Raw genomic sequence first — 13,270 nt, 5'->3', positions numbered from 1 at the left:
ATGGACGCTGTGCGGGCGATGTTCCTCGGGATCAGTCAAAGCATGTTCCAGCAGAACGGCTACACCGGGCTGATTTTCCTGCTCGGAGTCTTCCTCAGTTCACCGTGGGTTGGCCTGACGGCCTTGTTGGGCGTACTCGCCAGCACCGCGACCGGCTGGGCGATTGGCGCCGAGCGCAGTCTTGTCCTGGGCGGCGTCTACGGCTTCAACGGTTTTTTCGCCGGCGTCGCGCTGGGGTCCATCTTCAGTCCGACTGCGGAACTGTGGATGGTTGTCGTCGTCGCCGGCGCCTTGTCGGCGCTCCTGATGCATGCCTTGCACCGGCTGTTGGGACGCTTCCATCTGCCGGCGCTCAGCGCCCCTTTCGTCTGTGTGCTGTGGCTGGTCCTGCTTGCCGTCGTGCATGTGGGCCGCCTTGCTTACGCACAAGGCGCGGTTTCAGGAGTCAGCGGTCATTTGCTGTCGGATGCAGCGTTGGCCTGGACTGCCCGTTTCACGAACCGGCAGGATATCGCCGGCCTGCTCCTGAACGGAACCCTGCGTGGCGTCAGCCAGATTTTCTATCAGGACGACGTCCTGGCCGGCCTGATTTTCCTGCTGGGGCTGTCGGTGAGTTCGATGCGCGCTGCGGCGGTTGCGGCAATAGCTTCGTTCACAGGCGCATTGACTGCCCTGCTCATCGGTGCGCCCGACCTGGCAATCTTGCACGGAATCTACGGCTTCAACTCGGTGCTCAGCGCCCTCGCCGTGATAACGCTGAGCCAGAAGCCAGGCTGGCAAGCCATCGGGATAGCACTGTTATGCGCGGCTTTCGCGGCGATCGCCACCAGCGTCATGATTCCCTTGTCGCAATCAGCGGGTCTACCCGCCTTGAGCGCCCCGTTCTGTGTGGCCGCCTGGATGTTCCTGTTGGCATTGCAGAAGCGGCGCGCCAGCCAGGCCGGTTAATCTGGCCGCTACCAACCGTAGCGCCGCGCGTAAAAGCCTTTCATTGCCTGCGTCAGCAGCATGTAACCGAACAATATCAACAGCAGCCAGCCGAAATAACTGAGCGGCAACGCCTGCAGCTTGAAATATTCGGCGAACGGCCCCATTGGCAGGAACACACCGACAGCCATGATCGTCGCGGTAGTGATCAGCAGCGGCCAGGAGGCCCGGCTTTGCAGGAACGGGATTTTGCGGGTACGTATCATGTGCACGATCAGCGTTTGCGTCAGCAAGCCTTCGACAAACCAGCCGGATTGGAACAGCGTCTGCGTTTCTGGCGTATTGGCGCGGAACACGTACCACATCAGCGCGAATGTCGCGATATCGAACACCGAACTCATCGGCCCGAAAAAAATCATGAAGCGACCAATTGCGCCGGAATTCCAGCGTTGCGGTTTGGCCAACAATTCGGCGTCGACATTGTCCAGCGGGATCGCCACCTGGGAAAAATCGTAAAGCAGGTTCTGCACCAGCAATTGCAGCGGCAGCATCGGCAAGAACGGCAGGAAAACGCTGGCCAGCAATACTGAAAACACATTGCCGAAGTTCGAGCTGGCCGACATTTTCGTGTACTTGAGCATGTTGGCAAAGGTCTTGCGCCCTTCCATGACACCTTGTTCCAGCACCAGCAGGCTTTTCTCCAACAGGATGATATCGGCTGCCTCCTTGGCGATATCGACGGCGGAATCGACCGAGATGCCGATATCCGCAGCGCGCAAGGCGGGTGCATCGTTGATGCCGTCGCCGAGAAAGCCGACGATATGATCGCCCTTGCGTAACGCCCTGACGATCCGTTCCTTGTGCAAGGGTGTGAGTTTGGCAAACACGTCATAGTGTTCGACGGCGACCGCTAGTTCGGCGTCCGACATGGCCTCCACCTGGGCACCAAGCAGGATCGCGTCGCATACCAGGCCGACTTCGCGGCAGACCTTCGCCGTAACCTTGTCATTATCGCCGGTCAGCACCTTGACCCGGACGCCATGCTTCTGCAAGGCTTCGATCGCCGGCGCCGTCGATTCTTTCGGCGGATCCAGGAAGGCGATGTAACCGAACAGGGTCAACCCTGTCTCGTCAACAACGTCGTAGCTCTCCTTGTCTGGCATGCACTCGCGGGCGGCAACCGCTACCACACGCAATCCTTCTTCATTGAGTGCTGTTGTGACCGTGCGGATGCGCTCCAGCAATTCCGGCGTCAGTTGCGAAATGGCGTCGTGCGTGTGGACGTGACTACACACCGACAGGATCTCGTCGACCGCCCCTTTGCAGATAAGAAGATGACGATTTTCGTTTTCGGCGACGATCACCGACATCCGGCGCCGTTGAAAATCAAACGGAATTTCATCGATTTTCCGATAATGACTGGCGACGTTCAATTTGCTCTGCAGTTCGGCGTGCTCCAGCACGGCAACGTCCAGCAGATTCTTCAATCCAGTCTGGTGATAGCTGTTGAGGTAGGCATACTCCAGCACCTTGTCCGATGGCGCACCGTAAATGTCCGTATGGCGCTCCAGGAAAATTCGGTCCTGCGTCAGCGTGCCGGTCTTGTCGGTGCACAGTACGTTCATGGCGCCGAAATTCTGGATCGCATCGAGCCGCTTGACGATCACTTTTTTCTGCGACAGGTAGATCGCGCCTTTTGCCAGCGTTGCGGTGACGATCATCAACAGCATTTCCGGCGTCAGCCCGACTGCAATCGACAGCGCGAACAGCGACGCGCTCCACCAGTCATGCTTGGTGAAGCCATTGATCAACAGCACAATCGGCACCATCACCAGCATGAAGCGGATCAGCAGCCAACTGACTTCATTGACGCCGCGCTGGAAAGCGGTGGGCGAACGATCGGTCTTCAGAACCCGTTCGGCCAGCATGCCGAAATAGGTGTTCTTGCCGGTATTGACGATCACCGCGGTCGCCGCGCCGCTGATGACGTTGGTGCCCATGAAGCACAGATTGTCCAGGTCCAGCGGATTCGAGGTCGCCGGATTCATCTGTTGCGCAAATTTCTCGACCGGCAGCGATTCGCCGGTCATCGCAGCCTGGCTGACGAACAAATGCTTGGCCGACAGCAGCCGAACGTCGGCCGGAATCATGTCGCCGGCGGACAGCGCGATGATATCTCCGGGCACCAATCGGCTGATTGGAATCTCGACTTTATGGACCTGATGCTGCTGTTCCGGCAAATTGAAATATTCACGGGTCTTTCCCAGTACGGCTTCAGTGATGCTGCGCCGAAGTACCGTGGCGGTGTTGCTGACCATCGACTTGAGTTTTTCCGCCGCCTTGTTGGAGCGGGTCTCCTGCAGGAATCGGATCAATGTGCCGAGCGCGACCATGGAGCCGATGACAACGGCGCCCATCGGATCGTCGGTGAAATAACTGACGGTCGCCAGGAAGCTCAGCAGCAGGCTGAACGGATTCCGGTAGCAATGCCACAGATGGGTCCACCAGCGCTGCGCCTTGCCCTGGCCAATCTCGTTAAGTCCGACATCCTGGCGGATCTTGTCAGCTTGTGCTTCCGTCAGGCCGCCGGCATGCGTACCGAGCGAGTCTATCAGCGCCTCAGCTGGCGCACTGGATGCCGACACGAGTTGCTTGGCCAAGGTCGACGCCAGTGCATTGTCCGCTCCGGGACGTTTTCCGATATCGAAAAAGGCCAGCCGCTGGAAATGACGCTCCAGGCCATGGGTTCGGATGAAGGTGCTGAAGGCTTCCTGAAGCATTGAAATAGTCATCTGGCGAATCTTGTGCATCGACGACCAGCATGGCCAGCCGCCAAGGTAAATGGATGTTGAAAAAATCAGATGCCAGATTACACATTCGCGTATAAAAAAATCGTAAAGAATGTCGATTTGACGAGAGCGACTCACGAAAATTTACGAAATCTTTATACGAAAACAGATATTGTTTGCTGAAAGACGGGCCAGCTATTGGTCGATTTTCAAGCAGGAAGGTAGTTGCAATGGGTGCCGAAAAATTAGTTCAGCAAGATTTCCTGAAGAGTTCGTTTGCCAAATTTCTGTTCCCGGAAAACATCCGGCTGGATGTGCACGTCTCCAACAAGGCGGAAGTATTTTCACTGATCGCCGCCACGTTCGAACGCGAGCATCAGTTGAATTCAGCGCAGATCTGCCAGGGTCTAATGGCGCGCGAAAAGTTGGAATCCACAGCTCTTGGCTGCGGCGTCGCACTCCCTCATGCGCAAATCGCCGGTCTGAGTGCGCCCATGATGGGATTCGTACGCGTCAGGTCGCCGATCGATTTTGATGCGCCAGATGGACAACCGGTTTCCGCCATGCTGGTGCTTTTGGTGCCGGCAAAGGGATCGCAGGAATATCTGCAGATCCTCGCCGAGATTGCCGACGCCTTGTGCGACGAAAGATTTCGCGACGATTTGCATGCTGCCAGCGACCAGTACGCTGCCTGGGAGCTTTTTGTGCGTTGGCGGCCGGCGTACGCGCATTGAAATCCCTACAAATAATCCAAAAAAAGCCCGCATCGCTGCGGGCCTCTCCTGTTATTCCTGTACACAGTTCCCACTCAGGGACTCTACAATGACGCCGCCGGCAGTCAGGCCATCTTGATGTTTTCCGGCGTCAGCGGCATCTTGCGGACACGCTTGCCGGTTGCAGCAAACACCGCATTTGCCAACGCCGGGCCGATCAACGCGGTGGCCGGCTCGCCGATGCCGCCTGGCTTTTCCGTGCTGGCGACCAGGGTCACGTCGATTTTCGGCATCTCATTCATTCGCACTACTGGATAGTCGCCGAAGTTCGATTGCTGGACACGCCCTTTCTCCAGTGTGATCTGACCGGCAAGCGCCGCCGACATGCCGAAGGCGATGCTCGATTGCAGCTGCGCCTCGACCGTATCCGGATTGACCATATGGCCCAGGTCAGCCACCACGACCACGCGATGTACCTTGATCTCGTTATCGTCATGCATCGAAATCTCGGCCACTTGCGCCATGTAGGTGTCGTACCCTTCCATCAGCGCGATGCCGCGAAAATGGCCGCTTGGCAGCGGTGTGCCCCAGCCGGCATTTTGCGCCGCCTGTTTCAGCACATTGGCAAAGCGCGGTTGCTGGTCCAGCAGCGACAGCCGAAATGCATATGGATCCTTGCCGGCAGCGGCGGCCATCTCGTCGATGAAGCTCTCGTTAGCGAACGCGTTCAGCGCATGGCTGACCGAACGCCAGTAGCCGGCGCGCAAGCCGGTGTCGTGAATCACCAGGTCCTGGGTCATGTTGGGAATGCCATAGCCGACCACCGACGCTTCGGCCATGAACGGATCGAGCGTATCCTTCGGCAGCCCGAAAGCGCGCTGGGTCACCGACTGCGAGGTCAGTTGGAAAGTCAACGCTACCGGCTTGCCGTCGGCATCGAGACCGCCGGCCATCCGATGCAATGCCATCGGCCGGTAGAAATCGTGGGTGGTGTCGTCTTCGCGCGTCCACACCAGCTTGACCGGCTTGCCGACCGCTTTTGAAATTTGCGCCGCCTGGACAATGAAATCGACTTCCAGCCGGCGTCCGAAACCGCCGCCAAGGAAGGTAGTCCGCACATCGACATCTTCCGGCTTGATCCCAAGCGCCTTCGCTACATTGCCCTGAGCACCTTGCTGGAATTGGGTCGAACCGATGACCAGGCACTTGCCGTCCTTGAAGTCCGCGGTGAAATTTTGCGGCTCCAGCGTCGCATGCGCCAGTAATTGCGACTGGTATTCGACCTTGAGAACCTTGGCTGCACCTTGCATGGCCTTGTCCGCATCGCCGGTTTTCTTGATGCTGATGATCTTGGCGTTCTTTTCCGCAGCGCGGATGCCGTCCATCATCGTCGCATTGTCGATCTTGGCCACCGGCCCTTCGTCCCATTGCACGCTCAATTGCTCACGCGCTTTCTTGGCGCGCCAATAGCTGTTGGCGACCACCGCCACGCCATCGTCGATCTGCACCACATCAATCACGCCAGGCATCGCGCGCGCTTTGGTGGCATCGAAACTGAGCACCTTGCCGCCGATTACCGGACATTGCTCAAGCGACGCGTAGACCATGCCAGGCAGCTTGACATCGATACCGTAGACTGCGCTGCCGTTGACTTTGGACGGCGTATCGAGACGCTTTGTGGCCTTGCCGACGATCTTGAAATCCTTAGGATCTTTTAGTTGCACGTCTTTCGGCACAGGCAGCTTGGAGGCCGCTTCGGCCAATGCGCCAAAACTGGCCTTCTTGCCATTGGGGCCGAGCACCATGCCGTTTTCGACTCGCAGTGTGGCCGCATCGACATGCCATTTGCTGGCGGCGGCACTGATCAGCATGGTCCTGACCTGGGCGCCGCCGATGCGCAGTTTTTCCCAGCCATCGCGCACGGAAGTCGAGCCGCCGGTGATTTGCGCGCCTAGCAGCGCATTGGTATAGACCGCATTAGGCGGGGCAATCGCCACTTTTACTTTGTGCACATCAACCCCAAGTTCTTCGGCAATCAGCATCGGCAACGCGGTATACACGCCCTGCCCCATTTCGGAACGCGCCGAGATCAAGGTGATAGTGTTGTTGTCGGCAATATGCACCCAGGCATTCGGCGTGTAGATAGTCCCGGCTGCCAGTGCTTCATCCATGAATCCGGGCAGCATGATGCCCAGCGTCAGTCCGCCGCCTGCCAGCGCGGAGGTCTTCAGGAAATCGCGTCGTGTGGTGGTCATCTGAGTCTCCTCAAGCCTTGTTGCGCATTTCCGCAGCGGCGCTCTTGATCGCAGCGCGGATGCGGTTGTAGGTGCCGCAACGGCAGATGTTGCCGCTCATCGCATTTTCGATGTCGGTATCGCTCGGGTTCTTGTTGGTGGCCAGCAGCGCCGCCGCGCTCATCAGCTGCCCGGATTGGCAGTAACCGCATTGCGGCACGTCATGCGCGATCCAGGCTTTTTGCAGCGGATGGGAATTGTCGTTGGACAGCGATTCGATGGTAGAGACTTTCTTCGACGCCACAGCGGACACCGGCGTCTGGCATGAGCGGATAGGCTGCCCGTCCAGATGCACGGTACAGGCGCCGCACAAGGCCACTCCGCAACCGAACTTGGTCCCGGTCAGGCCGATTTCATCGCGAATCACCCACAGCAGCGGCGTATCGGGTTCCGCTTCCACAGAAACCTTCTTGCCATTCAGGTTAAAGACTGTTGACATGTTTATCCCCTCTGTTTGGACTGGCTGGCTGAATCTGCTTGCTTCATCCGTTCCGGAACACACACCGTCGCCAATGAAGACAATCATTAGCTGCACCGCAGCAAAAATCGCAGTTGAATGCGTTCCGATAATGTGCGCCGGAACCAGATATATTGATAGCTTATTTTTATTGATACTGCATCTTTTTTTTTGTCTTTTGCAAGTCTTTTAATAGACACATCTCAGCGCAGGTCATAAACACGGCTTATTGATCGAGATGGGAAGAATACGATTAATTGGTCAGTCGTCGCTCCTCGCCAGGCTTGTGATTTCGGCAAATCCAGGTCGCATTAGTGTAACAATTTGTTACTGTAAACAAGCCCGTAAGCGCTACTCCAAAGTCAATTAATTATGCACCTTGGCGGCGCTGCGCGTTGCCCTGTGCGGCCGCCCGACCGCAAGCGTTTTTTGTCTGTGCAAGAGACACACAAAATGGCATGCGCGACACCTGTTGCAATCACCGCACCACGCTTTTCCGTGTCACGGACGTGAAATATATCTGCGCTATCTTCGCTCGCGGTTTCGTACCAATACTCATCGTCCAACAGAGGAAAAAATGAAGAAGAACATGATGAAAGCCATTCCGGCGGCGTTGCTTGTAGCCGGTTTGGCAGCTTGCAGCGGCTCCAGCAGCGGCGACCTGTCGTCCACCGCGCCGAGTGCTCCAAGCACCCCGCCAGCCGCCGCCGTTAGCGCACAGGATGCACTGGCCACCGCAACACCGATCAAACACGTTGTCGTGATTTTTGGTGAAAACAACTCTTTCGACCATTACTTCGGCACCTACCCGAACGCTACCAATCCAAGCGGTGAGCCTGCATTTACAGCAGCAGCCGGCACACCTGCTGTTGCCGGCCTGACACCGGCCCTGCTGACTGCCAACCCGAACTCCACCAACACCGCCAACGGCACCGGCGCTGCCAATCCGTTCCGCCTGGATCGTTCGCAAGCCTTGACCGCCGACCAGAACCACGGCTACACAGCAGAGCAAAGCGCCTTCGACGGCGGTGCGATGGACCTGTTCCCGAAAAACACCGGCAATGCTTCCAGTGGCACCGGTACCGGCCCGTTCTACACCAAGGGTCTGGTCATGGGTTACTACGACGGCAATACCGTGACCGCATTGTGGAACTACGCCCAGCATTTCGCCATGAGCGACAATTCGTTCGACACCGTGTTCGGCCCATCGACTCCCGGCGCACTTAACCTGATCTCCGGCCAGACCAACGGCGTGACCCAGATCGTCGGCACCGGCAGCTCGGCAATGATAGCCGACGGCCAAGGTGGCAAAACATTGATCAGCGATATCGATCCGAGCGGCGACACCTGCTCGTCGACCACCAGCACCGCCACCATGAGCGGCAAGAACATCGGCGACCTGCTCAACGCGCAGAACGTCACCTGGGGCTGGTTCGAAGGCGGTTTCGACCTGACCGCGACCAATCCCAACGGCACTACCGGCTGCGCCCGCACCACCTTCTCGTCGGTACTCAACGGCTATACTGCGGACTACATCCCGCATCATCAACCATTCCAGTACTACGCTTCGACCGCCAATCCAAAGCACACGCGTCCTAGCTCGGTTGCTGCTATCGGCACCAGCAACGACGGCGGCGCCAACCACCAGTACGACACCAATGACTTCTTCACAGCAGTCAGCGCCGGCAACTTCCCATCGGTCAGTTTCCTGAAAGCGCCTGGCGTCCAGGACGGCCACGCCGGTTACTCGAACCCGCTCGACGAACAGGCATTCATCACCAAGGTCATCAACTTCCTGCAACAACAGCCGGATTGGCAGAACACTGTCGTGATCATGGCGTATGACGATTCCGACGGTTGGTACGACCATGTCACCAAGGTGATCAACTCGTCGAGCACCACTGCCGACACCCTGAATGGCGCCGCCACTTGCGGCAGCGGCACTCCGCTGAATGGCTTGAACGGCACACCGGTACAAGGCCGTTGCGGCTACGGTCCACGCCTGCCATTGGTCGTGGTATCTCCTTACGCCAAGCCGAACTTCGTCGACCACACCCTGACCGACCAATCCTCGATCCTGCGTTTCGTCGAAGACAACTGGTTGAGCGGCCAGCGCATCGGCCAAGGTTCATTCGATGCCGTTGCCGGTTCGATCCAGGGTATGTTCAATTTCACTGGTGGCGGCACCACGCCTAAGCTGAACCTCGATCCGACTACCGGCCAGTCGTCGTAAGCTACTCATAGACTGCAATCCATCCGCAGTCATCTCAGCCGGCGGCCTGCGCATATTGCGCGGGCCGCCGATACGTTTTCACGACGGCGGCGACAAGCCGCCGTTCACCATTGTCTCGATGAAACGCTCCTCGATCCTGTTATTTACCTTGCCCGCACTGCTGATGACATTGTCCGCCTGCGACCGCAAGCCGGCTGCAGCGCCCGCTCCTGCCTCGGCCCCCACTACTGTTGCCGCTCCATCGCCTGTATCGGCGGCAGCTGCCCCAACCTATCATGCCGCGCCCGGCGCCGACCATCCGGTTGAATTGAGCGCCGTGGCCCAACTCGGCAAAAAGATTTTCTTCGATCCGACGCTGTCCGGCTCCGGCAAACTTGCCTGCGCTTCGTGCCACAGCCCGGATCACGCTTACGGACCGCCCAACAACCTGGCGGTACAGCTTGGCGGCCCCAAACTGGATCGCCAGGGCCTGCGCGCGGTGCCATCGCTGCGCTACCTGGAACACACGCCAATCTTTACCATCGGCCCCAACAGTTCGATCCCCGATAGCGATACGGCCGCGCCAGCGCCGGTAGTCACTGCCGACACCAAGGTCGCCACAGTCGCCAAGAGCACGCAGCCATCCGCCGCGCTATTGGCCGCGGAAGCCAATGTGCCGATGGGTGGGCTGGATTGGGATGGCCGCGCCGATACCTTGCAGAGCCAGGCCCAGGGACCGTTCCTCGATCCGAATGAGATGGACAACAAGAGCACCGCTGCTCTACTGGAAAAGTTACGGCGCGCACCGTACGCGGAGGATTTGCGCAAGCTGTTCGGCGCCAATGTCTTCGACAACTCCGGCCTGGCGTTGAGCGAAGCCTTGTTCGCGCTGACGCGCTTCCAGATCGAAGATCCAAGCTTCCATCCGTATGACAGCAAGTACGATTACTATCTGGCCGGTCAGGCTACCTTGAGCCCGGCCGAAACGCGCGGACTGAAACTGTTTGAAGACGCGAAAAAAGGTAACTGCTCTTCCTGCCACATCGACAAGCCCTCGCGCGACGGCATGTTTCCACCTGCCTTTACCGATTATCAATTTGAGGCGCTGGCGGGACCGCGTAACAAGGAACTGGTCGCCAATCGCGATCCGAACCACTACGATCTCGGCCTGTGCGGACCGATGCGCACCGATCGCCGCCAGCCGGCTTATTGCGGCCTGTTCAAGACGCCGACGTTGCGCAACAGCGCCAATCGCGGCGCACTATTCCACAACGGCGTGTTCAAGAACCTGGAAGATCTGCTGCATTTCTATGTGGAGCGCGAGACTGATCCCGGCAAATGGTATCCAAAACGCGCCGACGGCAGCATCGACAAATACGACGACCTGCCGCCACGCTACAAGAAGAACGTCGATGTAGTCGATGCGCCGTTCGACCGCAAGCTAGGTGACCAGCCTGCGCTTAACGCCGACGAGATCAAGGATATGGTGGAGTTCCTTAAAACCTTGAACGACGGTTATCAGGTTGCTGCCAAGCCGGCGCCAGACGCGCCAGCACACTGACCACCAGCGCTACTCGACGAACAGCAAGGCCGGCGCTTCCAGGTAACCGCGCAGCGCCTGGATGAAGCCGGCGGCATATTGACCGTCGATGATGCGGTGATCGAACGACGAAGACAGGTTCATCATCTTGCGCGCCACCACCGCGCCATCACGGATTACCGGCCGCTCAATGATACGGTTGACGCCAACGATCGCCACCTCAGGGTAGTTGATCACCGGTGTCGACACCAATCCACCCAAAGCGCCCAGGCTGGTGACTGTGATGGTCGAACCGGACAGTTCGGCGCGCACAGCTTGGCCGGCCCGCGCCGCGGCTGCCAAACGCACGATTTCGGCGGCACAGGACCACGGATCTCGCGCCTCCGCATGGCGCAGCACCGGCACCATCAGGCCGGCCTCGGTCTGGGTGGCAATCCCAACGTGGGCTGCACCGTAACGCGTCACCACGCCCTTCTCATCATCGAACCGCGCATTGCATTGGGGATAATCGCGCAACGCCAGCACTATCGCGCGCACCAGTAGCGGCAACATGGTCAGATGACCGCGCGTCGCGCCCCACTTGGTGTTCAGTTGCGCCCGCAGCGTTTCGAATTCGGTAACGTCACACTCCTCGACGTAAGTGAAATGCGGAATGCGACGCTTCGATTCCTGCATCTTCTCGGCAATCTTGCGTCGCAGGCCGATCAACGGCAGCGATTCTTCATCTTCCCTTTCGATGTAGCGGCCACCACCGGAACTCACTGTTGTTGGACTGCCGCTGCGCGTAACATAAGCATCCAGATCTTCATGCGTAACGTGGCCTTCGATACCGCTGGCCGGCACATCCTGCAAGCCGATCCCAAGCTGCCGTGCACGCCGCCTGACCGCCGGCGAAGCGGTAACAGCGACGTTGGTGTGCTTCACCACATGCAAGGCCGCTGCGTCCGACATCGCCTTGATTTGGCCGCTGGGCGAAGTCGGCGGCGACGGAGGCGCAGCTTCCTCTGTCGAGATGACCGGCGCTTGCGCTGAATTGCTTTCCGCGGCGCTGTCATCCATATCAATCCGTATCAGCTCACCGCCAACCGCCATCACCTGCCCCGGCACGCCACCCAGCGCCAGCACCGTGCCATGCACCGGCGACGGAATTTCCACGGTCGCCTTGTCGGTCATCACATCGGCCAACACCTGATCCTCGGTCACTCGTTCGCCCAGTGCGACACGCCAGGCCACCAGTTCAACCTCAGCTATCCCTTCGCCGATATCCGGCATCTTGATGACATGGACGCTCATCGTGCCTCCAGAACACGTTTAAAAGCTGCACCGACCCGCGCCGGCCCGGGGAAATAGGCCCACTCCTGGGCGTGCGGGTAAGGTGTATCCCAGCCGGTGACGCGCTCGATCGGCGCTTCCAGATGGTAGAAACAATGCTCCTGCGCCAGCGCCGTCAATTCGGCGCCGAAACCGCTGGTACGGGTCGCCTCGTGCACCACCACGCAGCGCCCGGTTTTCTTGACCGAGGCGACAATCGTGTCGAGGTCGAGCGGCCACAGGCTACGCAGATCGATGATCTCGGCATCGATGCCAGTCTCTTGCGCCGCCGCAGCCGAGACAAACACCATGGTGCCGTAGGTAATCACGGTCAACTCCGACCCTGGACGAAACACCGCTGCCGACTCCAGCGGCACCGTGTAATATCCGTCAGGCACCAGCCCCAGCGGATGCTGCGACCATGGCACCAACGGCCGGTCATGATGGCCATCGAACGGGCCGTTGTAGAGCCGCTTCGGCTCCAGGAAAATTACCGGATCATCATTTTCAATAGCGGCGATCAACAAGCCTTTGGCGTCATACGGATTGGATGGCATCACCGTGCGCAGGCCGCATACGTGGGTGAACAATGCCTCCGGACTCTGGCTGTGGGTCTGGCCGCCGTAGATACCGCCGCCGCATGGCATGCGGATGGTCATTGCGGCAGTGAATTCACCAGCCGACCGGTAGCGCAGGCGTGCTGCTTCCGAGACGATCTGGTCCGAGGCAGGATAGAAGTAATCGGCAAACTGAATCTCGATCACCGGCCGCAAGCCATAGGCCGCCATGCCGACCGCAGCGCCGACGATGCCGCCTTCGGAGATCGGCGCATCGAACACGCGCGATGTGCCAAACTTTGCCTGCAAACCTTCGGTGCAACGAAACACGCCGCCGAAAAAGCCGACATCTTCGCCGAACACCACCACGTTGTCATCCCGCTCCAGCATCACATCCATCGCCGAACGCAGCGCCTGGATCATCGTCATCGGCGTGCTGGCCGGCCCGGGTTCTCGCTGTGCGGACATCG

At 58.9% G+C, this 13,270-nt stretch carries 9 protein-coding genes; 4 read left to right on the top strand and 5 right to left on the bottom strand.

Annotated elements, in window-relative coordinates; translation table 11 throughout:
• Entirely contained in the window at nt 1-948 is a 948-nt protein-coding gene (locus ACIPF8_RS22415; RefSeq protein WP_400425608.1) for an urea transporter, read from the top strand.
• A gap of 8 nt (nt 949-956) precedes the next feature.
• Here the strand turns inward: ACIPF8_RS22415 and mgtA are convergent, their stop codons facing one another.
• Nucleotides 957-3,719 carry a magnesium-translocating P-type ATPase gene (gene mgtA, locus ACIPF8_RS22410; RefSeq protein ID WP_400425605.1) on the bottom strand — a complete coding sequence of 921 codons (2,763 nt, stop codon included), beginning with the start codon at nt 3,717-3,719 and terminating at the stop codon, nt 957-959.
• Between the two features lie 227 nt (nt 3,720-3,946).
• Between mgtA and ACIPF8_RS22405 the strand changes: the two genes are divergently transcribed.
• Nucleotides 3,947-4,450 (top strand): PTS sugar transporter subunit IIA, encoded by a 504-nt coding sequence (locus tag ACIPF8_RS22405; RefSeq protein ID WP_400425602.1) that lies wholly within the window; start codon nt 3,947-3,949, stop codon nt 4,448-4,450.
• Nucleotides 4,451-4,554: 104 nt separating this feature from the next.
• Here ACIPF8_RS22405 and ACIPF8_RS22400 read toward each other — a convergent pair whose 3' ends face one another.
• Nucleotides 4,555-6,684, bottom strand: a complete 2,130-nt coding sequence (locus ACIPF8_RS22400; protein WP_400425599.1) for a molybdopterin cofactor-binding domain-containing protein — start codon at nt 6,682-6,684, stop codon at nt 4,555-4,557.
• A gap of 10 nt (nt 6,685-6,694) precedes the next feature.
• Complete coding sequence (locus tag ACIPF8_RS22395) at nt 6,695-7,162, bottom strand: (2Fe-2S)-binding protein (RefSeq protein WP_400425596.1); 468 nt, start codon at nt 7,160-7,162, stop codon at nt 6,695-6,697.
• Between the two features lie 595 nt (nt 7,163-7,757).
• Between ACIPF8_RS22395 and ACIPF8_RS22390 the strand changes: the two genes are divergently transcribed.
• Entirely contained in the window at nt 7,758-9,413 is a 1,656-nt protein-coding gene (locus ACIPF8_RS22390; protein WP_400425593.1) for a phospholipase C, read from the top strand.
• Between the two features lie 118 nt (nt 9,414-9,531).
• Entirely contained in the window at nt 9,532-10,953 is a 1,422-nt protein-coding gene (locus ACIPF8_RS22385) for a cytochrome-c peroxidase (RefSeq protein ID WP_400425590.1), read from the top strand.
• A 9-nt stretch (nt 10,954-10,962) separates the two neighbouring features.
• Here ACIPF8_RS22385 and ACIPF8_RS22380 read toward each other — a convergent pair whose 3' ends face one another.
• The gene (locus ACIPF8_RS22380; protein ID WP_400425587.1) at nt 10,963-12,225 is read right to left on the bottom strand and encodes a dihydrolipoamide acetyltransferase family protein; all 1,263 of its coding nucleotides are present in this window, start codon (nt 12,223-12,225) and stop codon (nt 10,963-10,965) included.
• Nucleotides 12,222-13,268: an alpha-ketoacid dehydrogenase subunit beta gene (locus ACIPF8_RS22375; RefSeq protein WP_400425584.1), complete on the bottom strand. Its 1,047-nt coding sequence runs from the start codon at nt 13,266-13,268 to the stop codon at nt 12,222-12,224. Before ACIPF8_RS22375 ends, ACIPF8_RS22380 begins: the two co-directional genes overlap by 4 nt.
• Nucleotides 13,269-13,270 lie beyond the last annotated feature (2 nt).

Origin of the sequence: Collimonas sp. NPDC087041 (assembly GCF_044745265.1) — a bacterium.
Classification (GTDB): domain Bacteria; phylum Pseudomonadota; class Gammaproteobacteria; order Burkholderiales; family Burkholderiaceae_D; genus Collimonas.
This window is presented reverse-complemented; position numbering and strand designations above follow the sequence as displayed.

Coding starts and splice junctions, on each gene's coding strand:
- ACIPF8_RS22415 (WP_400425608.1), top strand. CDS start 1: ATGGACGCTGTGCGGGCGATGTTCCTCGGGATCAGTCAAAGCATGTTC.
- mgtA (WP_400425605.1), bottom strand. CDS start 3,719: ATGACTATTTCAATGCTTCAGGAAGCCTTCAGCACCTTCATCCGAACC.
- ACIPF8_RS22405 (WP_400425602.1), top strand. CDS start 3,947: ATGGGTGCCGAAAAATTAGTTCAGCAAGATTTCCTGAAGAGTTCGTTT.
- ACIPF8_RS22400 (WP_400425599.1), bottom strand. CDS start 6,684: ATGACCACCACACGACGCGATTTCCTGAAGACCTCCGCGCTGGCAGGC.
- ACIPF8_RS22395 (WP_400425596.1), bottom strand. CDS start 7,162: ATGTCAACAGTCTTTAACCTGAATGGCAAGAAGGTTTCTGTGGAAGCG.
- ACIPF8_RS22390 (WP_400425593.1), top strand. CDS start 7,758: ATGAAGAAGAACATGATGAAAGCCATTCCGGCGGCGTTGCTTGTAGCC.
- ACIPF8_RS22385 (WP_400425590.1), top strand. CDS start 9,532: ATGAAACGCTCCTCGATCCTGTTATTTACCTTGCCCGCACTGCTGATG.
- ACIPF8_RS22380 (WP_400425587.1), bottom strand. CDS start 12,225: ATGAGCGTCCATGTCATCAAGATGCCGGATATCGGCGAAGGGATAGCT.
- ACIPF8_RS22375 (WP_400425584.1), bottom strand. CDS start 13,268: ATGTCCGCACAGCGAGAACCCGGGCCGGCCAGCACGCCGATGACGATG.